General features: G+C 39.5%; 18 protein-coding genes. 11 read left to right on the top strand and 7 right to left on the bottom strand.

Annotation, left to right across the window (positions count from 1 at the left end; translation table 11 throughout):
* The 5 genes from IF202_RS12795 to IF202_RS12815 all read left to right on the top strand — a co-directional run bounded on the left by IF202_RS12795 (nucleotide 1) and on the right by IF202_RS12815 (nucleotide 9,314).
* Complete coding sequence (locus IF202_RS12795) at nucleotides 1–1,749, top strand: Hsp70 family protein (RefSeq protein ID WP_191595313.1); 1,749 nt, start codon at nucleotides 1–3, stop codon at nucleotides 1,747–1,749.
* Nucleotides 1,750–1,752: 3 nt separating this feature from the next.
* Nucleotides 1,753–4,500: a hsp70 family protein gene (locus tag IF202_RS12800; RefSeq protein WP_191595314.1), complete on the top strand. Its 2,748-nt coding sequence runs from the start codon at nucleotides 1,753–1,755 to the stop codon at nucleotides 4,498–4,500.
* 550 nt (nucleotides 4,501–5,050) lie between these two features.
* Nucleotides 5,051–6,862 carry a DUF4209 domain-containing protein gene (locus tag IF202_RS17735; protein WP_191595315.1) on the top strand — a complete coding sequence of 604 codons (1,812 nt, stop codon included), beginning with the start codon at nucleotides 5,051–5,053 and terminating at the stop codon, nucleotides 6,860–6,862.
* A gap of 393 nt (nucleotides 6,863–7,255) precedes the next feature.
* Nucleotides 7,256–8,644 carry a GTPase HflX gene (gene hflX / locus IF202_RS12810; protein ID WP_328797226.1) on the top strand — a complete coding sequence of 463 codons (1,389 nt, stop codon included), beginning with the start codon at nucleotides 7,256–7,258 and terminating at the stop codon, nucleotides 8,642–8,644.
* Nucleotides 8,645–8,789: 145 nt separating this feature from the next.
* Nucleotides 8,790–9,314 (top strand): redoxin domain-containing protein, encoded by a 525-nt coding sequence (locus tag IF202_RS12815; RefSeq protein ID WP_191595316.1) that lies wholly within the window; start codon nucleotides 8,790–8,792, stop codon nucleotides 9,312–9,314.
* Between the two features lie 74 nt (nucleotides 9,315–9,388).
* Here IF202_RS12815 and IF202_RS12820 read toward each other — a convergent pair whose 3' ends face one another.
* The gene (locus IF202_RS12820) at nucleotides 9,389–9,904 is read right to left on the bottom strand and encodes a hypothetical protein (RefSeq protein ID WP_191595317.1); all 516 of its coding nucleotides are present in this window, start codon (nucleotides 9,902–9,904) and stop codon (nucleotides 9,389–9,391) included.
* A 37-nt stretch (nucleotides 9,905–9,941) separates the two neighbouring features.
* On the opposite strand from IF202_RS12820, the gene IF202_RS12825 reads away from it, so the two are divergent.
* The 3 genes from IF202_RS12825 (at nucleotide 9,942) to efpL (ending at nucleotide 12,191) form a co-directional block, all read left to right on the top strand.
* A complete protein-coding gene (locus IF202_RS12825) occupies nucleotides 9,942–11,096 on the top strand; it encodes a M14 family metallopeptidase (protein ID WP_191595318.1) in 1,155 nt (384 codons plus the stop codon).
* Nucleotides 11,097–11,099: 3 nt separating this feature from the next.
* Complete coding sequence (locus tag IF202_RS12830) at nucleotides 11,100–11,474, top strand: nucleotide pyrophosphohydrolase (RefSeq protein WP_191595319.1); 375 nt, start codon at nucleotides 11,100–11,102, stop codon at nucleotides 11,472–11,474.
* 144 nt (nucleotides 11,475–11,618) lie between these two features.
* The gene (gene efpL, locus IF202_RS12835; protein ID WP_191595320.1) at nucleotides 11,619–12,191 is read left to right on the top strand and encodes an elongation factor P-like protein EfpL; all 573 of its coding nucleotides are present in this window, start codon (nucleotides 11,619–11,621) and stop codon (nucleotides 12,189–12,191) included.
* Nucleotides 12,192–12,280: 89 nt separating this feature from the next.
* On the opposite strand, the gene trmJ is transcribed toward efpL, so the two are convergent.
* From trmJ to IF202_RS12850, 3 genes are all read right to left on the bottom strand, one after another.
* Nucleotides 12,281–13,063, bottom strand: a complete 783-nt coding sequence (trmJ, locus tag IF202_RS12840; RefSeq protein WP_191595321.1) for a tRNA (cytosine(32)/uridine(32)-2'-O)-methyltransferase TrmJ — start codon at nucleotides 13,061–13,063, stop codon at nucleotides 12,281–12,283.
* A 65-nt stretch (nucleotides 13,064–13,128) separates the two neighbouring features.
* Nucleotides 13,129–14,430 carry a J domain-containing protein gene (locus tag IF202_RS12845; RefSeq protein WP_191595322.1) on the bottom strand — a complete coding sequence of 434 codons (1,302 nt, stop codon included), beginning with the start codon at nucleotides 14,428–14,430 and terminating at the stop codon, nucleotides 13,129–13,131.
* Nucleotides 14,431–14,479: 49 nt separating this feature from the next.
* The gene (locus IF202_RS12850; protein WP_191595323.1) at nucleotides 14,480–16,987 is read right to left on the bottom strand and encodes an EAL domain-containing protein; all 2,508 of its coding nucleotides are present in this window, start codon (nucleotides 16,985–16,987) and stop codon (nucleotides 14,480–14,482) included.
* Nucleotides 16,988–17,153: 166 nt separating this feature from the next.
* Between IF202_RS12850 and moaC the strand changes: the two genes are divergently transcribed.
* From moaC to IF202_RS12865, 3 genes are read left to right on the top strand one after another with little or no spacing between them, the layout of a single operon-like run.
* Nucleotides 17,154–17,636, top strand: a complete 483-nt coding sequence (gene moaC, locus IF202_RS12855) for a cyclic pyranopterin monophosphate synthase MoaC (protein WP_191595324.1) — start codon at nucleotides 17,154–17,156, stop codon at nucleotides 17,634–17,636.
* On the top strand, nucleotides 17,629–17,883 hold the full coding sequence (locus IF202_RS12860; RefSeq protein WP_191595325.1) for a MoaD/ThiS family protein: 255 nt from the start codon (nucleotides 17,629–17,631) through the stop codon (nucleotides 17,881–17,883). The genes moaC and IF202_RS12860 overlap by 8 nt, the downstream gene beginning before the upstream one ends.
* Nucleotides 17,884–18,333 (top strand): molybdenum cofactor biosynthesis protein MoaE, encoded by a 450-nt coding sequence (locus IF202_RS12865; protein WP_191595326.1) that lies wholly within the window; start codon nucleotides 17,884–17,886, stop codon nucleotides 18,331–18,333.
* A gap of 17 nt (nucleotides 18,334–18,350) precedes the next feature.
* Here the strand turns inward: IF202_RS12865 and IF202_RS12870 are convergent, their stop codons facing one another.
* The 3 genes from IF202_RS12870 to IF202_RS12880 all read right to left on the bottom strand — a co-directional run bounded on the left by IF202_RS12870 (nucleotide 18,351) and on the right by IF202_RS12880 (nucleotide 25,046).
* Nucleotides 18,351–19,598 (bottom strand): tyrosine-type recombinase/integrase, encoded by a 1,248-nt coding sequence (locus tag IF202_RS12870; RefSeq protein ID WP_191595327.1) that lies wholly within the window; start codon nucleotides 19,596–19,598, stop codon nucleotides 18,351–18,353.
* A 428-nt stretch (nucleotides 19,599–20,026) separates the two neighbouring features.
* A complete protein-coding gene (locus tag IF202_RS12875; RefSeq protein ID WP_191595328.1) occupies nucleotides 20,027–22,435 on the bottom strand; it encodes a methyl-accepting chemotaxis protein in 2,409 nt (802 codons plus the stop codon).
* Nucleotides 22,436–22,859: 424 nt separating this feature from the next.
* Nucleotides 22,860–25,046 carry an OsmC domain/YcaO domain-containing protein gene (locus IF202_RS12880; RefSeq protein ID WP_191595329.1) on the bottom strand — a complete coding sequence of 729 codons (2,187 nt, stop codon included), beginning with the start codon at nucleotides 25,044–25,046 and terminating at the stop codon, nucleotides 22,860–22,862.
* Nucleotides 25,047–25,299 lie beyond the last annotated feature (253 nt).

The following is a 25,299-nucleotide window of genomic DNA, read 5'->3' on the forward strand; positions in this document are numbered from 1 at the left end:
ATGGGTGATTATTTTATTGGTATCGACCTAGGTACCACCCATTCTGCTGTCTACTATTCGGCGTCGGCAGATGATTCGCTGAATTTACAAGCGTTAACAATTCCACAACTTACCGCCGCAGGGCGAGTAGATTCTTTACCTCTGCTGCCTTCTTTTGTGTATTTTCCACACGGAACTGAATTTTTAGAAAGTGATCTTCAGCTTCCTTGGGGAAAAGTAACTTCCATTGTTGGTCAATTGGCTAGAGAATTAGGGACCAAGTCTTCTGGGCGTTTAGTACAAAGTGCTAAAAGTTGGCTGTGTCATTCACGAGTGAATGTGGATGAAACTATATTACCGGTAGATGCTTTGGATGAAGTGCAAAAAGTGTCTCCCGCCATCATCATAGAAATGCTGCTATTGCATTTAGTCAATGCTTGGTCTAATCAGTTTCCAAATACACCTATATCAGAACAGAATGTTGTCATCACGGTACCGGCTTCATTTGATCCTGCTGCGCGTGCTATTACAGAGAAAGCGGCTGAAAAAGTCGGATTGAAAACGCGTTTAATCGAAGAACCACTCGCGGCTTTTTATGCGTGGTTAAGCGATCAATCCACATGGACGGATAGCCTTGAGGTTAATGAACATATATTAGTGGTGGATGTTGGTGGTGGCACGACCGATTTATCATTAATTCAAACGGTCGAGAAAGAAGGCTCTTTAAGTCTAGAGCGAGTGGCGGTAGGCCGTCACATTTTGCTCGGTGGCGACAACATGGACATGACGTTGACTTACCATTTGGCCGGTCAACTGGCGCAGAAAGGAACAAGTTTAGAACCTTGGCAAATTTCTGGATTGACGCAAGCCAGTCGCGAAGCGAAAGAACGATTATTATCGAACCCTGATCTATCGGAAGCGACCGTCGTCGTACCAAGTCGTGGACGTAGCTTGTTTAATAAAAGCATTAAAGCGACCTTGACTCAAAAAGATGTTCAGCAACTATTGATCGATGGCTTTTTTCCAGAAGTTCAGTTAGGTGAGCGAGCTCAGAATGCCGTGCGCAGTGGCTTGAGCAAAATTAATTTAGATTATGAAAGTGACCCAGCGATTACTCGTCATATTAGTGAGTTCCTAGCACTGCATAATATCAAACCAACCAAAGTGTTATTGAATGGTGGTGTTTTTAACGCCTCTTTAATACGTTCTACGTTGGAAGAACGTCTTGGTAATCTATTAAATGGTGCGGATGTCACCATGTTGACGCCATCCCATTTGGATTACGCTGTCGCAAAAGGCGCGACCTATTACGCCCAAGTTCAAGCGCAAGGCGGTGTAAAAGTTAAGAGTGGTTTAGCGGCTAATTACTATATTGGTGTCGCGAGCCCAATGCCTGCTATTCCAGGTATGGTTCCGCCAGTGGATGCTATTTGTGTTGCGTCTTTTGGTTTGGAAGAAGGGGCAGATGAACAAATGTTGCCTAACGAATTTGCGCTTGTTGTTGGTGAGAATGTAACATTTCGTTTCTTTCAATCTAAAAATAATGAAATAGAAGCGGTTGGTAAAACTATATCTTCTTTTTCTTTAGGGCAATTGAGCGAGTTAAACCCCTTATCGATTTGCTTAGATGCAGGTCATTACCCTGTTGGTGAAATGGTACGAATATACTTAACCGCGCGTGTCACTGAATTGGGCTTATTGTTACTGCAAGCTCATGATACACAATCCGACTTAAGCTGGACGATCGAGTTTCAAGTTAGAGAGGCTTAACCCATGGCTCAACCTGCTTTTCGCGTTGGTATTGATTTGGGGACAACAAACTGTGTTGTTTCCTATCTTTCGATTAATCACGCGGCGGAATCATTTTCATCGACGCCACAAATTTTACCCATACCTCAAGTCATGGAAGATGGTTCGGTACAAGAATTTACGTACCTTCCTAGCGCGATTTACCTCTTGGCAAACGATGAGCTTGATAAGCTTAATCCAACCTTACCTTGGCGTCAGCATGATAAAACGCACATTGTTGGTGTGGGGGCTTTGGCGTTAGGTCAACGTCGTGCTGGGCAGTTGGTGCAAAGTGCAAAAAGTTGGTTGAGCCATCGTAAAGTTGATCGTCGTTCAGCGATTTTACCTTGGGCCAGTGAGTTTACTAAAAAGCTCAGCCCGCTCGAAGCCAGTCGCTTTTTGTTAGACCACATTAAACAAAGCTGGAATCATCAGTTTCCTGATGCTTTTTTAGATCAACAATCTATCGCACTAACCTTACCTGCGTCTTTCGATGAAGAGGCGAGAGCACTCACGTTGGAAGCAGCAAAGCTTGCCGGTTTAACGAATTTATACCTTCTTGAAGAACCCCAAGCAGCTTGTTATCACTATATTAATGACGATGAAAAACTGTCTGCTATAGCAAACAAGAAAATGTTATTGGTTGTCGATATTGGTGGCGGTACAAGTGATTTTAGTTTGGTTGCTATTCGACATTTAGAAACGGCAGATCAAGCTTCCTCACTTTCATTAAAACGAATTGCCGTTGGTGAGCATTTGTTGCTGGGTGGCGATAACCTTGATCAAGCGTTAGCGTTTCAACTTGATCCGAAAAAGATCTCTGCCTTATCTGCGACACGCTTAGCGGCTTTAGTTCAGCAAACACGCCAAGCGAAAGAAACTTTATTAAGCGACGACGCGCCAGAATCATTAAGTATTACCGTACTGGGCGGCGGCAGTAAGTTGATTGGCGGTTCGCAAAAATTTAACGTATCAAAAGACGTATTGTTAGAACAAATACACAGCGGTTTCTTCCCGTTAGTGTCAGCCAATGAAGAAGTGCAAGGTAACCATTATGCAATGCATACCTTAGGGTTACCTTATGAGTCAGATCCTGCTTTTACTCGACATTTAGCGGCTTTTTTAAATCAACACCAAGCGGAAATTTTAGAGGCTACAGGTTCGACTATGCCTGATGCCGTGCTTTTTAACGGTGGTTTATTTAACAGTGATGTTTTAAAAAATCGATTGCTAGAGCAATTAAATCAATGGGCAGACGAGCCAATATTAGTGTGCTCAGCGGATGAACCAAATGAAGCGGTTGCCAAAGGCGCTGTGATGTATTTAAACGCTTTAGCGGGTGATGGTGCTCGCATTGAAAGTGGCGTTGCACACAGCTTGTATCTTCAAGTAGGCGAAGATCAGTTCGTTGGTATTTTGCCTAAAAGTACGTTGAAAGGTGAAACGATTAAGGTCACGCAAGAACTCTTTGTCACCCTTGGCCAGCAAGTACAGTTTCCTTTGTATCGTTCTGATGACCACATAGAGTGCATTGTGGGTAAAGAGCGCAGTCAAGACGGCTTGCATTATATATCGACATTAACGACTGAATTAGACGGCGCAATAGACGCAAAAGAAACATCTGTGGTGTTATCCGCTAAAATGACAGAAGTCGGTGTGCTAGAAGTAGAATTAAAAGCCAGTGATTCAGTTGTCTATGATTCAGCAGCCAGTAGCTCAAAAGGTCAATGGCGCTTAAACTTCTCGACCACATCAAAAAAAGAAAGCTCAGGATTCGATGCTGACAATAGCGTTTTCCACGCAAACATGGGCCAAGCAGAAGAGTTGCTTGTTCACTGTTTTTCTAGCGTTGGACAGAAAACGCACCCTGATCTAGTTAAGTCCCTTAAACAAGAGTTAGACCAGTTATTAGGCAACCGAGATGATTGGAACCTCGTCACGTCTCGTCGTCTAGTAGACAAACTATTAAGCTTAAAATCGGGTCGAGTTAAAAGTGCTCAGCATGAACGTCAATGGCTACAATTAATGGGCTATTGCTTACGACCTGGATATGGTGAATCGGATGATTTAAATCGTGTACAGCAAGTCATCAATGTGACTCAATCAGGCACTCAATTCGATTCAGCGCCTGTTTGGGGTCAATATTGGACATTATATCGTCGTATTGCGGGTGGCTTGTCTATTGATCAACAACAGAACGTTTTGAAACAGTTCAATCAATACTATTCCCCAATAGGGCAGCGTTCACGGGAGAAACTAAAAGCACTAACCACCAAGTCTAGTGATGACCTTATTCGCCTTGTTGGCGCGCTAGAAGGTGTATCAAGTGACGATAAGGTGACAACAATTGATTGGTTGGTTAAACGACTCAAGAAAACCTCCGAGCCAGACACGGCTTGGTGGGCAATTGGTCGTATTGCTTCTCGTCATCTTTTATCTGGTGAGCAGAGTCAGCGTGTTGAAGAAAAGACTCTTTTTCCGTTATTAGACACAGTGTTAAAAGAAGATTGGAAAAAACGTAAAATGGCAGGACTTGCCGCTGTTTTAATGAGCCAGTTGAGTGTCGGTGAATCGGTTGAGCTAAATGGCTACCGCAAAAAAGTCGCGAACAAACTCAAAAAAGACAAATGCCCAGCGCAATGGTTAGAGCGTTTAGAAAGTAACAGTGAAATCAGTAATGATGAACTTAATGCGTTAGTCGGGGAGAGTTTACCGATTGGGCTACGGTTGTAGTTTTTTGATTTGTTTGAGCTCCGTTCAAATACTTTGTATTTATAAGTATTTTTCCGCTCTGCTGAGCGGGTAGTTTTTTGCTAGCGCTCAAAACTTGTCTTTATAAGAAGACAAAAATTCGCTTTTAGATCTTTAACGTCTCATTGCTTATGGATACGGCAAGCATTTCCTAGTCTATATTTGATGTAATATATTTAGATGTTCTTATAATTGATCGAATATCGAGAAACACGGTCACGTCAAAACCTTAATGTCGTTCAATCAGGATTGAATCGAAAATTAATTATTGTGGTCAGCAGTTCCCTCCCATTTTTTCAAGTGGAGGGCTAGGTTATTTCTTGATTATTGTAAAGCTGGCCTTAAGAGTAAGGTAGATGAGCAGCTTATGATATCGTCAATCAGATTAGACTTCGTTAATGGTTGTGTTGAAAATAGAATGATCTATTGAATCTTAGTTGGATGTGAAATATTGTGGTTTTACATTAAATAAATAGGCTGAAAGTGTTTAATTCTACAGCCTCGTTAGCTGCAATCTGCACACGGAGGTTATGTGTCTATCCAGGAAGTTGAAGTAACTCTAGAGGAATTGCAATCGCTAGATCAAGATAAAATACTCAGTGCATGTAAACGCCCCGTGTATTATGAATTAGAATCGGCTTTTGGGAATATTAAAGACTCTAATGCCGCAAAGTTACTATCTGCCACTTGCTCGATGCACCTAAAGCCTGAAAATCCGAAAGCTCCATTTTCACCTAAATTTATAATGCAAGACCGTAGAGGTTTTATTGCTAATGATTTTTCTAAAAAATCTTTGAACGCTCTTTCTCAATTCTGCTCGTCTGTAACAATTCCTGAGTTACAAGCACGATTGGCCGATATTTCTTGGGTCACAAAAGTTGGAAGTGTTGAGCATGCATATATAGCAATAGAGGCATATCTTGAATCAGCAAAAAAATTATTGGCTGGAGGTGATACATGGGTTTACCCAGCAGAGCGAATCGAACGTGCATTAAGGTTGAGTTGTATGTTCAGGAGAGACTCTCAGCGTCCTGACTTGTTCAGGAACTTAGCAGACTTTATTACATCTGAGATAAATAATAAAAAGTTAGATGAACCACCTTTTTATGCATTGCGTTTATTGAAGTTATCCCATGAATGTGGTGTTGGGGACGATGAATGGATTCTTGATACAGCAGAGGAGATCGCTAAAGCTCGTTTTGAAATAGGTGATACTAGAACTGCGATTAATGGGTGGGAGTGCGCGTTGCACTCTGCAAACTCAACTCGAAATAAAACTAAACAGCAAGAAATCTGGAGAGAAATAGCTGCTTGCCACGTTAAAGATTCTGAATCTCAAGATGGTGGGTTGATAGCTGCCGGATGCTTACTTAAAGCAATAGATGCATTGTCTAAAGTCCCTAATACTAAGCAAGAAAGACTTGAGTTATATGAGACAATGAGAGACCACCAAATTGAATCTCTACATCAACTTCATGAGTTTTCAACGCCAGCACAAGACATTAGCGAAATTGCTCATCAAGCAAAAATTCAAGTTCAAGGCAAAGATTTTTTCGATATGCTTTTTAGGCTTGGAGTTTTGGTTTCAAGACCTACAGATATTAATAGGCTGAAAGAACAAGCAATCGAACAGATGCAAAGTAGTTTTGCATGGATGTTTGGTGGAACGCATATAGATCACGACGGTATTACAGTTGCTACAGTTCCTGCAGGTATGGGGCTTAATGATAATCAAGATGGCTCTGTTACATGGTCAACGATGATGAAAAATATTGGAATTGATCATCAATTAGCTGTCCAAGGGCAGATACGACCAGCTCTTAATGAACTAATGATTCAACATCATGTTTCTGAGTATGCTCTAGAGTCAATTTTAAAAAACAATCCATTCATCCCTTATGGGCATGAGTACTTTTATATAAAGGGTATTACTTTCGGCCTTGAAGGGGACTTCCTCAGCGCGTGCCATATTCTTATTCCACAGATTGAAAATTCACTTAGGTACGTGGCGAGAAGTCAAGGTGAGGAACCAACAACATTGCACGGTGATGGTTCCCAAGAAAGAAGTGGCCTTAAGTTTTTATTAGAGCATCCAGCTATTATTGAAGTTTTGGGACAGGATATTGTCGGCAATCTTCAAGCAATTTTAATAGATAAGATATATGGAGACTTAAGAAACCAAATGTCCCATGGGTATATGCCGGCAGGTTACTTTTATGGAATTGCACCTGTTTTTCTTTGGTGGTTAGTTTTACATATTGTGATGTTGTCTTTAGGTAGTCACTGGAAGCAGAACTACCAACCAGAAAGTGCAGCTAACAACGCCATTAAGCCGGATTCGTAACAGTTGGCTCGGTTCCGCTTCGCTCGACATTTTAGCCAATTGTTACTCACCGCTAAACTCTTTTCAATGATGTGGTTGTGTCTAAAAGATTAGGTCAACTTACTAGGGCAGGCTCCCTAAGGTAACAACGTTTTCAATAGATTAGGAGGTTTGTAAGTTTACTTGGATGATTTAATTTAACTCTGCCCCTTACCCTGAGGAATTTCCACAAATTTATGTCAGTATAATTGATGCTTCACACCGTGTTTTTGTACATTGTATGATTCCTTCTCGCCATTGTTTCACTGTAATTTTTAAGTCTAATGCTTATTCCTCTATAACCGCGTAAACTTACCGTCTACCCACATTAAACATTAGGCTTGCACTCTTTATTTTCTACAATGCGAATAGACAGTGCATGAATCAAACTCTTTTATGCAGCTAACAGCAAAACCATCACTTAATAACGCGTTACTTATTTCTGTTTGTACCCCCGAATTGAGAGGGAAAGAAGCCGCAGAGTCACTTGCAGAGCTTGCGCGTTTGGTGACCACATTAGGCTTTAAAGTCGTCGGCACTCAATCTCAAAACCAGAGCTCAACGAGAAGGGTGAATGTATTAGGCTTGGGTAAACTGGCCGAAATAGCTCAACTTACGGGTAATCAAGGTGTTATTGAAGCAGAAGAAGACGGTGAAGATGAGTTGGATGACGACTTAGATTATGGCTTAGACTATGACTTAGATATGGCCAGTGTACCGTCGGATAACTTGCCATTAGCGTGTGCAGACATAGTGGTATTTGATTGTGACTTAAGTCCTTCTCAATTGCGTAATGTTGAGAACCAATTAGGTGTAGAAGTATTTGACCGCACCGGCGTGATTATCGAGATATTCAGCCGTCATGCGCGTACCAAAACGGCTAAGTTACAAGTTGAAATTGCCCGTCTTAATTACGTAGCGCCAAGATTACGTGAAACGTCTACTGGTGATAGAGAACACCAAATGGGTAAAGGCGCTGGTGAAACCACACTAGAGCTAAACCGCCGTAATGTACGAGATCAGTTAGCCGAATTAAAGCGCCAACTGGTTAGTGTTCAAGAAGAAATGAAAGGCCGTCGTACACAACGTTCTGAGAATTTTTGTGTTGCCTTGGTTGGTTATACCAATGCAGGTAAGTCGTCGATGATGCGTGCCATTACGGGCAGTGATGTAGAAGGCGAAAATAAACTGTTTGCTACACTGGATACAACCGTTCGTGCTTTGTTCCCAATCACGCACCCAAGAATATTAGTGTCTGATACCGTTGGTTTTATTAAAAAACTACCACATGACTTAGTTGCCTCGTTTCATTCAACACTAGCCGAAGCACACGATGCATCGTTATTGTTGTATGTGGTTGACGCCTCTGATCCTTCATTCCGTAAACAGCTTGATGTGGTACACGAAGTATTAGAAGAAGTGGGTGTTGAGGGCAGTAAAAAATTATTGGTATTAAACAAGTCAGATCAACTCAGTGTGGAACAACAAGCTGAGCTAATGGTCGAGTTTCCAGATGCCATGCTAACCTCCGCTCGCGACCCTAAAGATATCGCTAAACTGCATAAGTATATTGTTGGTATTTCCGAAGAAGGAATGCTTCAAGAGGAGATCGTTATCCCTTATACCGCGAACGGTATTGTCGGTGAAATTCGCAATAGCATGAGTGTGACCAAAGAAGAATATGAATTTGATCATGTGAAGCTTACGGTACGCACAAGCGAGGTTGGCTTAGCGCGTTTGAAAAAGAGAATGTTGGATTTGTAATGCACTCTCTATTATTGCTCCTCTCTGAAAAAGCGCCGTTCAACAAAGTAATAAATGAGTAAGCTAGTCTGTTTAGATGACTTTGTTATTTTAATTTGAAAGACTGGCTGGGTTATTTTGATACACACTATGAGGAGCGTTTTAGATGAAGAGTCAAAAAATAGATGCCGGTGCAATTTTCCCTCCATTCTCAGCTGTTTCTGTAGAAGAGGGGACGACACTCGACATTGGAGCGGCTTCTGGAAAGTGGCAGTTAGTTGTTGTTTATCGAGGAAAGCATTGTCCTCGTTGTAAAAAATATTTAAACACGTTAGAGCAAATGCAATCTGAGTGGGTGGATGCCGGTTTGGATATCATGGTTGTTTCTGCGGATTCGAGAGAAAAAGCGGAAGCCGATGTTGCTGAGTTCGGTTGGACATTCCCTGTAGCGTGCGAGCTTCCTGAAAGCGAAATGCGTAAATTGGGTCTTTATATTAGTGATCCAATCAATGAAAGTGAAGCCGACGGTCGTTTTGCTGAACCTGCTGTTTTTTGTATCCGTCCTGATGGGGGTTTGCAAATCGTCTCTATTTCAAATAGCCCAGCGGCACGTCCTGATCTTGCTGAGTTATTAAGCGGTATGGTGTTTAATATTAAAAATGATCGACCTGTAAGAGGTATGGTGATTTAACCTGTTACTCTCATGTAAATAGTTTGCTTATTTACGCTTACCAATTTTTATGTCTGATTGGTAAGCGTGGATAATTATTCTTCTATCGCTGGAATGTCATTCGGGTTAATGAGTTCGTGTTCTACCGCGATTTGCAGCAGTTGAAGAATAAGTTCATCTGGTGCTAGTAGGTGTAGTGGCGTGTTGTTTCCTTGTTGGGCGATAGCGTCATCTAAATTGACATCACGCTCTTCAAACCAAGAATGAATACTTTGAACGCCAAAACTTGGCTCTAATCCCTTAATTTCATACGTCGCTTCAATTAACGGATTAAGAATGTCTGGTTCTAATCCATAAATGGTATCGGTATCAAATTCATTTATCCATTCTGCTAATATATCACTGGCCTCAAAGCCAAATTCATAGAGTTGTTGTTCGTCTAGGTCATGAATATTAGACTCGATATTGTGATTTTCTAGCCATTCGTCATCAGGAATAACGAGGACTTCTTTCACTTGAGCTTCGTGTGTTGACCATGTAAAGGTTAATGGGAAAGCTGGCTCGTCGGAAGAGTTGGCGACAGCCGTCATGAATATAGGTAAACTTGCCATAATTTAGAACCAATGTTTGATTGTTAAGGAAGAATAAATGACCAGCCGAATCAAGATCAGTAGTGCGTTTGATGGCGGTAATATCTCCGTTATAAATGCCTCGGAGCCGGACAATATTAGAGTAAAAATCCCTAAAGATACAAACTCTAAATTCCTCCAGTGGTTTTATTTTCGTTTACAAGGCGGAATGGGTGAACAGTGCGTGATTCATTTTGAGAACGCAAGTGATGCTGCTTATCCTGACGGTTGGGTTGATTACGAAGCAGTAGCGTCTTATGACCGCGAGTATTGGTTTCGTGTACCAACCGAATATGTAGGCGGGAAACTGGTAATTACGCATCAGCCAGAACAAGACAGTGTTTATTACGCATACTTTGCACCGTACAGCCATGAGCGTCATTTAGATATGATGTCTTGGGCGGCAAGCAACGATGATTGTATTACTGATCACTTAGGTGAAACGGCAGAAGGTCGTGATATTACGCTATTAGAAGTGAGTAAAACCCAAGGTCTTGCAAAAAACATCTGGATTATTGCACGCCAGCATCCAGGTGAAACCATGGCTGAATGGTTTATCGAAGGTTTACTTGAACGATTGTTCGATGAATCTCATCCCATTGCCCGTTCATTACTTAAGCACTGTCGTTTTTACATTGTTCCTAATATGAACCCTGATGGTGCTGTACATGGAAACTTACGTGTGAACTCCAAGGGCGTGAATTTGAATCGTGAATGGAAGAACCCGACGCAAGAATTTAGCCCTGAAGTATTGGCCGTACAAAAGAAAATGGCTGAGACGGGTGTAGATATGTTCCTTGATATTCATGGTGATGAAGCTTTGCCTGTTAATTTTGTTGATGGTTGCCAAGGTGTTCCTTCGTTTGATGACCGTATGAAGGCGATGGAAACTCTATTTAAGGACGTATTTCTTGCCGTAAGTCCTGATTTCCAAACAGAGATTGGCTATACGCCAGATCAGTTTGGCGAAGCAAATTTGACTGTAGCGACCAAATGGGTTGGTGAAACCTATAAATGTCTTTCTTTTACTTTAGAGATGCCATTTAAGGATAATAAAAACTTACCAGACGAATTAGTAGGGTGGTCGCCTGAACGTTCGAAAATTCTTGGTGCAGACGTTCTATATCCTATCCATCAAGTGATCATGAGCTCTCACATGAAGGTTGATGAGTAAACAATGGCTGATGAGTTATCAATAAACAGTAAAGACACGCTAGAGCAGCTTAAAATTGCTATGCGCCAATTTGCTGAAGAGCGAGATTGGGATCAGTTTCATTCACCTAAAAACTTAACCATGGCGTTAGCTGGTGAAACGGCTGAACTATTGGATTGCTTTCGTTGGGTGACGGAAGAGGCGTCTTATCAGTTAGATGATAAGAGTGCTCAAGCGGCCAAAGAAGAGTTGGCGGATGTCTTGCTGTTTACTGTGCGTTTGGCGGATAAGTTAAATATTGATTTATTCGCTGCTGCGCAAGAAAAAATGCTTAAAAACGCGGATAATTATCCCGTCGAGCAAGTGAAAGGTAAGGCTAAAAAGTACACGGAATATTGATTCTTATTTTTCGTTATATTATATCGATGATTAGAGTGTTTAATGGATTTAGTGACTGGTAGTCAATCTCTAAGTCCATTAGGATAATGCTCTAGTACATTACTTTTTATAGATTCATAACATGTTATTTTAGGATGAGAAAAAATGCCTAAGGCGAGTGAAATTAAAAAAAATATGGCGGTTGATTACGATGGTAAAACATACATTGTGAGAGACATTGAGCGTTCTGTTCCACAAGGTCGAGCTGGTGGCAGTATTTACCGTATGCGTATGTACGATGTGGTCTCTGGGCGTAAATTAGACGAGTCATTTAAAGATTCTGACATGATTGGACTTGCCGATCTTATTCGTCGTTCAGCTGCTTTTTCTTATACGGATGGTGATGAATACGTCTTTATGGATGACGAAGACTATACGCCTTACAGTTTGAATAAAGCGTCCATTGAAGACCAGATTTTATTTATTAACGAAGACACGGTTGGAATTCAAGTGGTTCTGGTTGACGATTCACCGGTTGCGATTGAATTACCTACCAATGTTGAGTTGGAAGTGATTGAAACAGACCCTTCTATCAAAGGCGCTTCTGCGACGTCACGTAATAAACCTGCAAAACTGTCTACTGGTGCCGTTGTTCAAGTACCAGAGCATATTTCAACAGGTGACCGAATTAAGGTGAATGTTGAAGAGCGTAAGTTTGCTGGTCGTGCTGATAAATAATGACGTGAAGTCGTTATAAAATTGCAGAATAGCAAAAACAAAAATGCAGCCTATTGGCTGCATTTTTTATATCACATAACAAGAAACGTTTAATTTTTTTGATTATTGTCTTTTAGCGCGTCTTTTGCTTTTTTCTCAGGGTGATTGTTCGCTTCTGTTAACCCAGCTTCACGTTGAACCGCCGCTAAGACTCCTCTAAGTATTCCTAACTCTTGCTTTTCTGGTCGCGAACGATTGAAAAAGCGATGCAGTTTTTCTAATACTTTCCCTGGATGATTACGAACTACAAAATTGATGCCGTAAAGGGTCTCTTCTAAATGCTCGTAGAATAAATCCATATCTTTTCTATGTGGGTAGTCTGGTGTTTCTTGTTCTGCGAAGTCTTTATGTTGGTTTGCCATCCAAATTTCATAAGCAACAATTTGTACTGCTTGAGAAATATTTAAGACAGGGTATTCATCGTTGGCGTCTATATACACTTGACGATGACATTGAGCTATTTCGTCGTTTAGCAAACCTGTTTTTTCACGGCCAAAAACAATGGCGACATTATGTTGCTTCGCTTCAGGTATAACGGTTTCTGCGCATTCACGAGCATTCATAATAGGCAGTTGAAACGTTCGATGGCGTGCACTGGTGCCAATGACAAGGCTGCAGTCGGCAATGGCTTCTTTTAATGTAGGTACTATCGTTGCGTTGTCGAGTAGATCAACCGCTCCAGCCGCTCGGCTCGTAGCTTCTTCTGATGGATAGTCATTTGGATCAACCAAATAAAGGTTCGTTAGCCCCATGTTTTTCATAGCGCGGGCAATGGCGCCAACGTTACCAGGATGAAAGGTGTTGATTAGAACGATTCGGATGTTACTTAGCATGGGAAGTGAAATACTCTAGGTTGATTGTTTTTAGTGTGATTTTTCTTATGTCATTTTTTAGATGATTATGGCTTTAGCGTGAGGGATTGCTCTGTGCTAGCAAAATCAACGTTTTCCAAAATGACTTTACTCGACTCATTAAAGAGGAATTGATTACAAGCGTGATGATACATTGATCCTGTCTCTAACACCAATCTGTAGCTGCCTCTTGGAATATAGTTTGCCGCATAAGATTGCTTTCCATAAAGGTAAATTGAGAAGGGTTTTTGTCCATCATAAGATTCAAAAGTCAGCATGCTATGTTGAGGTAGCTGGTTAAGTATTCTGAGTCGACTACTGCCTTTTATTTTCCCGATTTGTTCCCCATGTGATGGTGATGCACCTGGTTGTCCCATACAGCCTGTTTTGAGGGCGTTCTCTATACTTCCATAGCCTATGTCCTTGGCTTGTACCCAGCCACTGACACCTTGGTAGCGTACAGTAAGCCAGTCACCTTGCATTTTTATGCTTTGCAAGTTTGATTGGGTTGGTAAATTCAGTAATACCGAGCTTGATAAGTCAGGCTCGGCATATAAGTTCGTATTACTTAATGTGTAGTTCGTTCCAACTCTAAACTGAGGGTATAAACCGCTAATATACGCCGTTTCTTGTGACTCTATCGTTGGACTGTCTTGGAAAGATTGCCAAAAAATTGTGCTGTATATTCCAGCGGCAAAAAAGGCGATATAGGTAGTGGCTCGAAATGCCGCTTTAGCGGCATCTAAACGTATTGGCTGACTGACAGGCTCTTTTTTTTGTTGATGGAAGTGGATGTATTCTTCATCGCCATCAACAAATGATTGATAAGGTGGAATATTAGTACGTTTTTGTTGTTTTTCGTCAGACTCTGTATAGCTATAACCTTCTGAAGTGAAGTTTTTTGATGCTTTAAACGCTTCTTCATACAAGGCCTTGATGCGTTTTTCATTCAGAGTATTACGTGCTGTTTTTATAGCATCGTCGCGGGCTTTATCGTGGTGTGCATTATTACGCTTCATTTCTTCGTAAGCACGCTGGCGCTCTTTAATAAACGCTTCTTGTTCTTTATCTGTTGTATCTGAAAAACTGTTATAGCGATTTTTTGCTGGAGAAGGTTGCCCATCTGTAAAGGTAAATGGCTTCCAATCTTCTACTTTTGTACCTTGTCGTATTGCGTTGCCGACATTTTCATAGGCAGACTGTAGGCGTTGGAAAAGCTCTGTTGTATCAGTGTCTGGGTTTTTATCGGGGTGATAACGTCGAGCTAAACGCCTAAAAGCGGCTTTTGCTTCTTGTTCATTGGCATTCGTTGGAATGTCCAACAGTTGATAGTCGTCTATTAAGCTCATAGATTTTCAGATACTAACCGCATGTTATAGTAGTGAATTATACAATTCATTATGCATTATTTATGGGCGAGGACAAATGCGTATTGGACTCTTCTAAAAGACTTAGGTAATTCTCAGGTGGCATAGGGCGATGAAGATGATAACCCTGACCAACTTGGCAGTGCCATTTTTTCAATAATGTTAATATTTCCTCAGACTCAATGCCTTCCGCAACACTGACAATATTTAACTCTTTACTAAGGTCTATCATGCTACGGCATAAAATTTGGCTTTGTGTATCTACGAGTAAATTCATCACGAAAAAACGATCTATTTTCAATTCATTCGTATTAAGTGAAACAAGATTCTGCATTGAGCTATAACCGACACCAAAGTCATCTATGGCTAATTTAAAACCTGCTTTATGTAACTCTTTTACGTTGTTACCAACGATATCGCTATTTTCAAATACACTTGTTTCGGTAATTTCTATAGTAAATTTTTCTGCAGGCAATTCATATTGCTTTAGTAACAGGATTGTACGCTTCGCAAAATCTTCTTGGAGAAGGTCTAACGCAGAAATATTAATAGACAAACTTTGTGTAAGAAGCGCTTCTGGATGCGTAGATGCCCACTTAAATATCTTTTTAAGTAACATATCAGTCAATTTATAAATCAAACCTGTTTGTTCGGCTAAAGGAATGAACTCTGCCGGTGAAACTTGCCCTATATGCTCATTACGCCACCTGATGAGGACTTCTCCTCCTACAATATTTCGTCCCACTAAATTGACTTGAGGCTGGATATCAAAATACAGCTTTCCGTGCTCAATATCGTCAGTCAATAGCGTAATTAAATGTAGCTGATGTGCATGATTACTTTTCAATTGATGAGTAAAAGGAACCCAGTTTCCTGATGAATATAGGACCGAGTTACTGGCTACCATTGCGTTTTGATATAGCTTATCTAGACTTTCGCCTTGTGTTGGATAGAGTGCACTGCCTATTTTGTATTGGTGTCGAAAATGTATTTTGTTCACTAAGGTCGGTTGTTCGAGCAACTGTTGAATTTGTTGAATCTGCTTTGTTAGTGAGCTAGGTGTTGTACTTATCAAAACGATGTTTTTAGTGTTTAAACGGATCGATTTTTTTAGTGCTTTATTGGGTAAAGGAAAAGATAAAAAGCCATCCATCTGAGACGTTTTTTCATTAATGCTGCTCATTATTTCACATAAGGCTTCATCTGCCGTTGCTGGACCAAAGGCTTGGCTCAATTTTAGATGACTAGCAATATCTATCATTATAAGAACTAGCTCTGGGTGTTGCTGCTTTACTTTATTTAATTGGATCGGCAAATGATCAAAGTAATAAGAGCGATTGGGTAATCCTGTTCGTATGTCTGTAACGGCTTCTAGTTGGCGATTGTGTTCTATGTGATTTGCTTTATCGGCAAAGGCAAATGAAAAGCCTAACAGCTGAATGATTGCGCTTATTGGAAGAAGGGATTCTGTTGCGAAATTAATTGGTAAGAGTTCCCAGTAAATGCAAGTATTAAGAATGCTGCCAAGCATTAAAATAAGCCATGAAAAGAGATAGAAGCGCGCAGCTATAAACCCTTTCTTGTAAGCTTTAATTCCCCAATAAGTACAAGAGGCAAAAATAAAAACTTCTATCGTCGCGAAAAATAACGCAGATGTCTTTACCGCCACTAGCTGAGTTGATAACAAAAATAAAATGAATGCCCAATCACCGTATCTTCTGATAAATGAACGAGGGTGTGGAATTTGAACTTCTTTTAAGAAGTGTAAGCTGAACCTATATAGAATCCATGCGGCCATACCAAAAATCACAAAAATGTTACTGACTGTCCATTGGCTAATGGCTTCTGGAAAAATCCAACGATTGAAACCTGTAATTATTGACAACGAAATAAAAAGTACAATATTCAAACCAAGGTAGTAAACGAAACCTGGTTGTCTGAGTAATACAAATACAAAAACGTTATGAACAAGCAGGATAAATAAACCGCTAATAATAAATGCCCAAAAGAGCATTCTTTGTTCTTGTTGTGTAATGGCATCTTCTTCATTAAATAATTGAATAGGAGTAAGAAGAGGGCTATTGCCTTGTTTTCTAATAAGTAGCGTTGTGGTGTGTTGGCTGGATAGTGAGATAGGAATCCATATACCTTTGTAATGCGCTGTATTGTTATTCCAGTTTTGTAATGCGCCTCTTTTCCAATGGTTTTGTAGCTGGTTTCCATGGAAAAGGTAAAAATCAAGGTGGTCTATTACATAAAAATTCATGCCGAGGTAAATCGCATTGCTGCCAATTCCCACTGGTGTTATTGGGAATTCTAATTTATGCCAGTAAGCATTGTTGGAGAAGCCTTGAGACTCATTGTATAACCCCTTCTCGAATTGCTTTTCTTGCAATAAATATTGTGCAGATACAGGACCAATCTCTCTAAAAGTATAAAGTTCTGCAGGGAGTGTAAGTTGATCTTCTGGCATTAAAAGAGGTTGTGCCCATAACTGAGATGTCAGAAAAAAGAAAAAAAGAAAACCTCTAAATATCATTCCTACTTATCCTTATGTATGGGGTAATGACGGTGCTAAAAACTCCTTTAAGCATAAATTATATTAATGAGTTTGCTTGTAATGGAGAAGTCTTCACTTGCAATCATGTGCGCTTTCTTAAAATATAGGCGATATTTCTGATATATGTATATTTTTTAGGATTACTATGACCGATAAACTGACCCATTTAGATCATCAAGGCCATGCTCATATGGTCGATGTTTCTGATAAAAGTATTACAAAGCGTACTGCAACAGCTCAAGCTATTTTGAAAATGAAAGCATCTACATTAATAAAAGTCATTGAGGGCGGTTTACCTAAAGGTGATGTATTGGCGACAGCGCGTATTGCTGGTATTCAAGCAGCCAAAAAAACCTCGGACCTTATTCCCCTTTGTCATCCACTAATGCTAAGTAAAGTTAGTGTGGATATTAATGTCATTAATGAGTGCGAACTAGAAGTTTTATGTACCTGTTCGTTAGCAGGCAAGACAGGGGTAGAAATGGAAGCGTTAACAGGCGCGAGTATTGCTGCATTAACACTTTATGACATGTGCAAGGCAGTAGACAAAGGAATTGTGATTAATAATGTGTCTTTGCTAGAAAAAAAGGGTGGAAAAAGTGGTGATTGGAGTAGAGGGAATGCTTAGTGTGAATGTGGTGTTTTTCGCTTCCTTGAAAGAAATCATAGGTCAAGATTCTTGTGTTATTACACTTGATTTGCCAGTGAGTATTGGTCAACTAAAGCAAAAATTGGCGAATGAATTGAAAAATGGGCAAGCATTATTAGATGAGAGTATCCAATCTTCAGTAGATTTTGAATTTACAAGAGACGCAGATATGATTTCTGAGTCTGTGAAAGAAATTGCTTTTTTTCCACCTGTAACGGGAGGTTAAATGATACAAGTTCAGCAAGAAAATTTTCAGGTTGATGACTTATATAACAATTTATTAAAAGCCAACCAAACAGGTGCAGTTGTTATGTTTGTTGGCTTGGTTCGTCAATTTTCCGACTTGTCTAAACAGGCTTGTTCTTTTGAGCTAGAGCATTATCCAGGTATGACAGAGCGTAATTTACAAGCGATTGTGGATGAAGCCAATAGCCGTTGGTCTTTGCTTGATGTCTCTGTCGTTCATCGTGTAGGACGCTTGTCTATTGACGATCAAATCGTGTTTGTTGGGGTGAGTGCTGCTCATCGTGCTGAAGCATTTGAGGCCTGCGATTTTATTATGGATTATTTGAAAAGCCGTGCTGCTTTTTGGAAAAAAGAAACCCAAGGCTTAGAGTCACGATGGGTTGCTGCCAATACGAATGATGAAAAAAGCCTAGAGCGTTGGGTTAAATAATATAAACATATTTTCGATTAATGTGGGCGCAGCGTTTTTTTACGTCCACTGGCGTGCCGTTCTCTGTATTCTGTGTCTATGTATTTGTCTGTTGTTGCCATACTGGCGTGTCCAGCGTCTTCTCTAACGTGTTCTTTTGGTCGGGTTTTAACATCTTCGGATATACCAGTATGTCTTAGCCAATGAACTGTGGCGACCCGTAAATCGTCAGCATCGGCACTCATGCCATCTTCACACATACGCTCATGGGCTTTATCGAAACATGATTGAACAATATTCCGAACTTGTCTCGAGCTTGTCATAGCGCCTTGACCACGATTTTTGGGTACTAGAGGGGTATTCTCTGCAATCGTAGGCAGTGTAGGCAAGTCTCTAAATCGTCTATAGCGAATAAGGGATGAGAGCATGTCGTCTGATACTGCGACCAGACGTTCTTTGTTGCCTTTTGACAGAACTTTAAACCACCAATGTCCATCGGCGTCTTTTATAAAGTCTCCCATTGTAGGCGCAGACCTTTCATCTGCGACTAATTCAGATATACGTAAATACATTCCGAGTAGGGCGTTCATAATAAATAAAGTGCGTTCGTGTGTTATCGGGTCTTCTTCTGCCAATAGTTCTGCCGTTTCAATTACGTAATCCCACTGCAAGTTTGAAATACGCCTTACTTGTTTTCTCGTCACTTCTTTTTTTACAAATTTACTTTTTTGACGAATCAGCGCAACTGGATTTTGCTGTGCTGCATCTTCTTGCATAAGAAAACCATAATAGGAAGAGAGAATGGAAAAGGTCGCACGAATAGCGGATTGAGATAAAGAATGTTGTTTGGTTTGTGGTACGTCACCATTTTTAAACTCTAGCTTGCTGACATGAGCAACAAAAGGACGCCATGTTTTATTTGGTGTTCTTTCTCCCATTTGTAATTTAAAGCGAGCAACATTTTTCGTACCTATCCATGTTTCAGGTGGTGCGATGCAAAAATGGATGAATTCTTCAATTTGGTCTCGTCGTAAATGCGTAGAAGGGCAAGAGGCGAAATTCCACGACCAAAGTAACAGGCGCTCAACTTCACGACGATACGAATTAAACGTCGCTTGAGAGCCGTTGTAGCTGTAAATAAAGCAAAGTGCGAGTTGTAGATCGCGACGATAGTCTGGGTCGGACAGTTGAGGGGTGTAGCTTTCTAAATGAGCCGCAATGCTTTCAAATTGAGTGAAAGGGTTCGGTAAATGTTCTAAGTTATCTATTAAAGCAAGAGGTGTCATAATCTTTCATATTTAGATTGATGACTTAGATTAACAAATTTCCGTCAGTATCCCTATTCCTATTGAGCGATTTGAGTACGGCATCTCTATATGTCTATTTTTTAAACGTCTGTTCACGAAGTGTTATTTAGTTATTGAACTGCAATTGATAGAGGTTGGTTGGTGTAATAAATCATGATACTGAGTCACTAATAGTGTTCAATCAGTCTTTATTTCAGTGGCCAACCACACATATTTCAGCTTGATTAAATGGCTTCGTAATTCATCTGAATTGGTTAAGTAGAGTCTCGATTTAATATGTGACTCTTATCTCTGTGAACTCAGAGATAAGAGCTTCAAATAAGAATATATTCCAGAATTAGTATTCTTCGTTTCGTATCGATTTTACTAAAAAATTAATCAATAAATGTCACTCTCATAATCCGAAGTTATTTTTCCTGCTGTTCATTTGATTCTTTTATACGTATTTTATTACGTCTATTTGTCGACCAGTTTTTGTTAGTCACCGTAAAGACACTGATTTTATTCATTATGGTGTCACCAAGTTTCTCTATATCTGCACCAACTAGAGTAGATTCTTCACCAGCAGCTTCAGATTCCTGAAAACTAAGATTCATGAGTTCATAAGTGTCATTTATTTCCATAAACCCTGACTGTTGGTTTTTGAGTGCAGAATCAATATCTTTGACACGATCAAAAATAATCACCATAGCGTCGTTTACCAGAGCAAGTTCTTGCGTTGCCTGATTAACGCTTTTAGACGACTTATCTGCATTGCTCTGACTGTTAGCCATCAAAGTCACAACAGATTGAGTACTAGATTGAATAGTATTAACCATTTCAGTTACTTGATTAGTCGATTGACGTGTTTTTGATGCTAAACTTCTAACTTCATCAGCAACTACCGCAAAACCTCGTCCTGCTTCACCTGCGCGAGCTGCTTCTATAGCTGCATTCAATGCTAAAAGATTTGTTTGTTCAGCAATGCCATTAATGACATCAATTATTCCTGAAATACGATCCGTATCTTCTGTTAATGTATCAATTGCAGCAACTGCTTGCGTGACATTATCAGATAAAATATCCATAGAGTCGTGAACGTCTTCCATCGCTTTAGAGGTGTTTTTAACCACTTTATTACCACTTTCTGTTGACTCTCTTATTTGCCCTAATTTTTCATCGACGACTTGTGTTGACTCGTTTGTTGAAATTAACAGTGAATTGATTTTTTCGGAATGTAATTTTTGTTTATGAGATGATTCAGAAATTTTATGGTTTACATCCGCCATATCTTTTGAAATAGGTATCAGACGAACAACTGAATCAAGTACAGCGGAGAAGGTGGTATCAATATGGCCTATAAATAAATTGATGCCTTGAGAGAGTTTTGCTGTTTCATCTTTCCCCTTTATTTCTAAACGTTTAGTCAAATCCCCTTCGCCTTCAGAGAGGCAAAAGACAGTATCTATCACATGATTGATTGGTTTTATGATAATAACGGCCAATAACCAACCTAGTATCGTGCCGACTACTAAGAAAATACAAACAAAAACTAAGATGTGTTTAAACAGCGTTTCATTTAATACATCGAGTCCATATAGTGTCTCACTTTCATCGACTTCACTCATAATGACCCAGTTTAGATCTTTTATGTCTAAGGGCTTGTAAGCAGAAAAAACATTATGGCCATAAATATTCTCAAAAACAGAAAATCCTGTCTCTCCAGAAAGTGCTTTTTGTACGCCAATAGTATCGACTGATTGAAGGCTGATGGAGCTTTCTTTTTCTTTTAAATTTTGTAAAACAACATCTGATACTCCTGTTGCAGACAAGGAAGCTAAATAATCTTCTTTATTTTCAATGAGTCTGCGACTATTGCTGCGCATTGTTTTATTTTCACCAATTAAATAGGTTTCCCCCGTTTTACCCAGGCCACTGTGTTCCCAATCATTATTATGGTTCATTATTCGATTGATTCGATCAACTGGCATTTGAAATATCAAGATTCCAACCAAGGTGTCTTTATCGAAAATAGGAGATGAAATAAATGAGGCTGCTTTGTTGTAAGAAGGTGTGTAAGAAGAAAAATCGGTTAAAAAAGTTTGATCTTTATCTGTTGCAGAAAGAGCCTTTCTGTAAGCTTCACCAATAGCCGAGTCTGCATAAGGCCCTAATTTTAGCGATGTTGCGTAATCAAGTTCTTTATAAACGCTATAAATTATATGACCTTCTTTTGCGTCCACAAGAAAAATATCGTAATAATCAAATAGCTGTTGATACTGTCTAAATATGGGGTGGAATTTTGAATGATGTTGTGTGTAATCGTTTGTTATACCTGCATCTATAAGGCTATCTTTTTCACCTAATGGAGCTGGATTTTCACTAATATACAAACCTTGTAGTGCCCAAGCAGGCTTTCCTGCTTTTTCAAATAAATCATTTGGAGAAGAGGTTTTTCCAGTGTTAAGGGCTTTGTATTCAACATCAAATTGGGTGTTATAAAAATCTTTAAGAGTTGATTTTTTTACAGCTATATCTGCATCGCTTATTTGTCCTACATAGTTATGGAATGATGTATCCATACTTTCCATTGCTTCTACGACCATTAAATTGCTTGAGAAACTGATAATTTGGTCTTGAATTAAGGTGATGTAATCTTCAATAGTTGTTGCTGTAACGTCTCTTAGGGCAATCAATTTATCTTGTTTGTCTTTCTTTACGATAACTGAAGCATCGTTCATTGCAGTGTTGTGCAGCACTAAACTGATTATCAATGTAGGTACAAACGCTAATATAGTGCCTAGTAAAATCAGACGAATTTTGATGGTTACATTCATTTATACTATGTCCTTATATTGGATTTCTCTATTAGTTCTTTGTTTGAAAATCGATCCAGTTAAAGACCTATAGTTTTTTATTAGCATGTAATAAACTTACTAAAAGCTGGTTTTAATTTGATATCTATTAGATATATTATTCATTTAATGAAGCCTTAAAGAGTGATAGTTAAATCTGTAGTTTTATAAGTTTTTATAAAAATATAGTCTATTAAAAATGCGAATGTTCATTTTTTTGTAAAGTGATGTAACATCATATAGATAGGTTTATTGCTGTATTTCTGAAGTAGAGAGATTGTTGGTGAGGAAAAATATTATTTATAATGCTTAGCTTGATAAGCTGAAGCTCATATGCAAAAAAAGCGAAAAAAGCGAACACAAAGGTTCGCTTTTTTATTTTGTTGATCCAAACTAATTAACAGCGTTATTTCGTAGTGCTTATTTTTCGTGCTTGATGCAATTTTTTGTAGCTTTCAATTAATCGTAAATGTGGCTCTATTCCTTCAAGTTGCATACTAGTCTTAGTTAGACCGTAAAAGCGTACTTCACCAGTGACAGAGCCCACCACATTTTCCATAACGTCTTTACTAAACATACGATTGAAATTATGCATGAAATCGCTAAGCTCTAACTCATCGTCTAACATGACTTCTAATACAGCATTCATGGCTTGATAGAATAGGCCTCGTTTTACCGTATTGTCATTAAACTGTAGAAACTCACCGACTAGCTCCATGGCATCTTCGTGTGAATCGAGTGCCAAATAGATTAGGATTTTAAGTTCCATTATGGTTAATTGGCCCCAAACTGTATTGTCATCAAATACAATGCCGATTAAGGTAGGGATATCTGTGTAGTTATCGAGTTGACTATCTTCTAGTCGATTCACTAAATCGGCTAGCTGTTTATCGCTTAAAGAATGTAGGTTTAAGATATCTTCACGATAACTCAGCGCTTTGTTTGTATTGTCCCAAACTAAGTCTTCAACTGGGTACACCTCAGAATAATCTGGTACTAGAATACGACAGGCTGAAGCGCCCAAGTCTGTAAATTCGGCAATATACACCTCTTTACCTAGATCTTCTAAGATGCCAAATAAACTGTTTGCTTCTTCTTCATTTGTTCCAGAAAAATCCCATTCGCTGAACTCGTAGTCATGTTTATCACTAAAGAAGTGCCATGAAATAACACCAGTAGAATCAATGAAGTGTTCAACAAAATTTTCAGGTTCGCTAACCGCCATACTGTTAAACGTTGGTTTTGGTACATCGTTTAAACCTTCAAAGCTACGACCTTGTAGCAATTCAGTTAAACTGCGTTCTAATGCAACTTCAAGGCTAGGATGCGCACCAAAAGAAGCAAATACACCACCTGTTTTTGGGTTCATTAAAGTGACACACATTACTGGGAACTGACCGCCAAGTGATGCATCTTTTACTACTACTGGAAAGCCTTGTTCTTCTAAGCCATTAATACCTGCAAGAATATTTGGGTATTTTTCAAGTACTTGCATAGGGACATCAGGTAAAACAATTTCTTCTTCGATAATTTGGCGTTTCACAGCACGCTCAAAAATTTCTGACAAGCACTGTACATGAGCTTCTTGTAGGTTATTACCGGCACTCATACCATTACTTAAAAAGAGGTTTTCGATTAGATTTGATGGGAAGTACACAATTTCACCATCGGACTTTCGAGTATAGGGAATCGAACAAATACCACGTTCTTTATTACCTGAATTAGTATCAATCAAGTGCGAGCCAAACAGCTCGTCGTCTGGGTTGTAAATATCTAAGCAGTAATCATCTAACACACCAATTGGTAAAGCATCATCTTCTGTTAATGCAAACCACTTTTCATTGGGATAATGAACAAATTCACTGTTGGCAATGTCTGCGCCAAAAAATTGATCATTATAGAAAAAATTGTTATTTAAACGCTCAATAAACTCCCCAAGAGCTGAGCAAAGGGCACTTTCTTTAGATGCGCCTTTACCGTTGGTAAAACACATAGGCGAAGCCGCGTCACGAATATGAAGAGACCAAACATTGGGCACTATATTACGCCATGATGAGATCTCAATTTTCATTCCAAGGTCGGCTAACGTCTCTGTCATGTTGGCAATGGTTTGTTCTACAGGTAGGTCTTTTCCCAGAATAAAAGTATTTGATGCATTATCGGACTGACCCATGAGCATAGCATTTGCATCAGAATCTAGATTTTCAACGGTTTCAATTTTAAATTCAGGCCCCGTTTGCACGACCTTCTTAACAGTACAGCGGTCAATAGAACGTAAAATACCTTGGCGATCTTTATCTGAAATATCTTCTGGAAGCTCAACTTGGATTCGAAAGATCTGATTGTAACGATCTTCTGGATCGACAATATTATTTTGAGAGAGACGAATGTTATCTGTCGGGATATCACGAGATTTACAATATACCTTTACAAAATATGCGGCACAAAGAGCTGACGAAGCTAAGAAGTAATCAAATGGGCTAGGAGCTGAACCGTCACCTTTATAACGGATCGGTTGATCAGTGGTAACGGTGAAATCATCAAACTTGGCTTCAAGTCTTAGATTGTCGAGAAAATTAACTTTGATTTCCATTGAATAGGGGTTCCACTAATTAGACAGGTCGTTTGCAGTAATCTACCAAGATGTGTCATTGATAATGCATTATTGGGGAATTATCCTTGATAGATGGGGGTAGAGTAAAATCAAATCGACTTTTCTTAAAAACAAATCTGTTTGGTAGTGAGTGCGACTTGAATGATACAGGCTACAATATCCACTAATACTAGCTTACATTTTTTGATTTCTAAGGAAAAATGATTTTATACATTCCATTTTGGAACTTATA

The organism is Marinomonas colpomeniae (assembly GCF_014803385.1).
GTDB classification, from domain to species: Bacteria; Pseudomonadota; Gammaproteobacteria; order Pseudomonadales; family Marinomonadaceae; genus Marinomonas; species Marinomonas colpomeniae.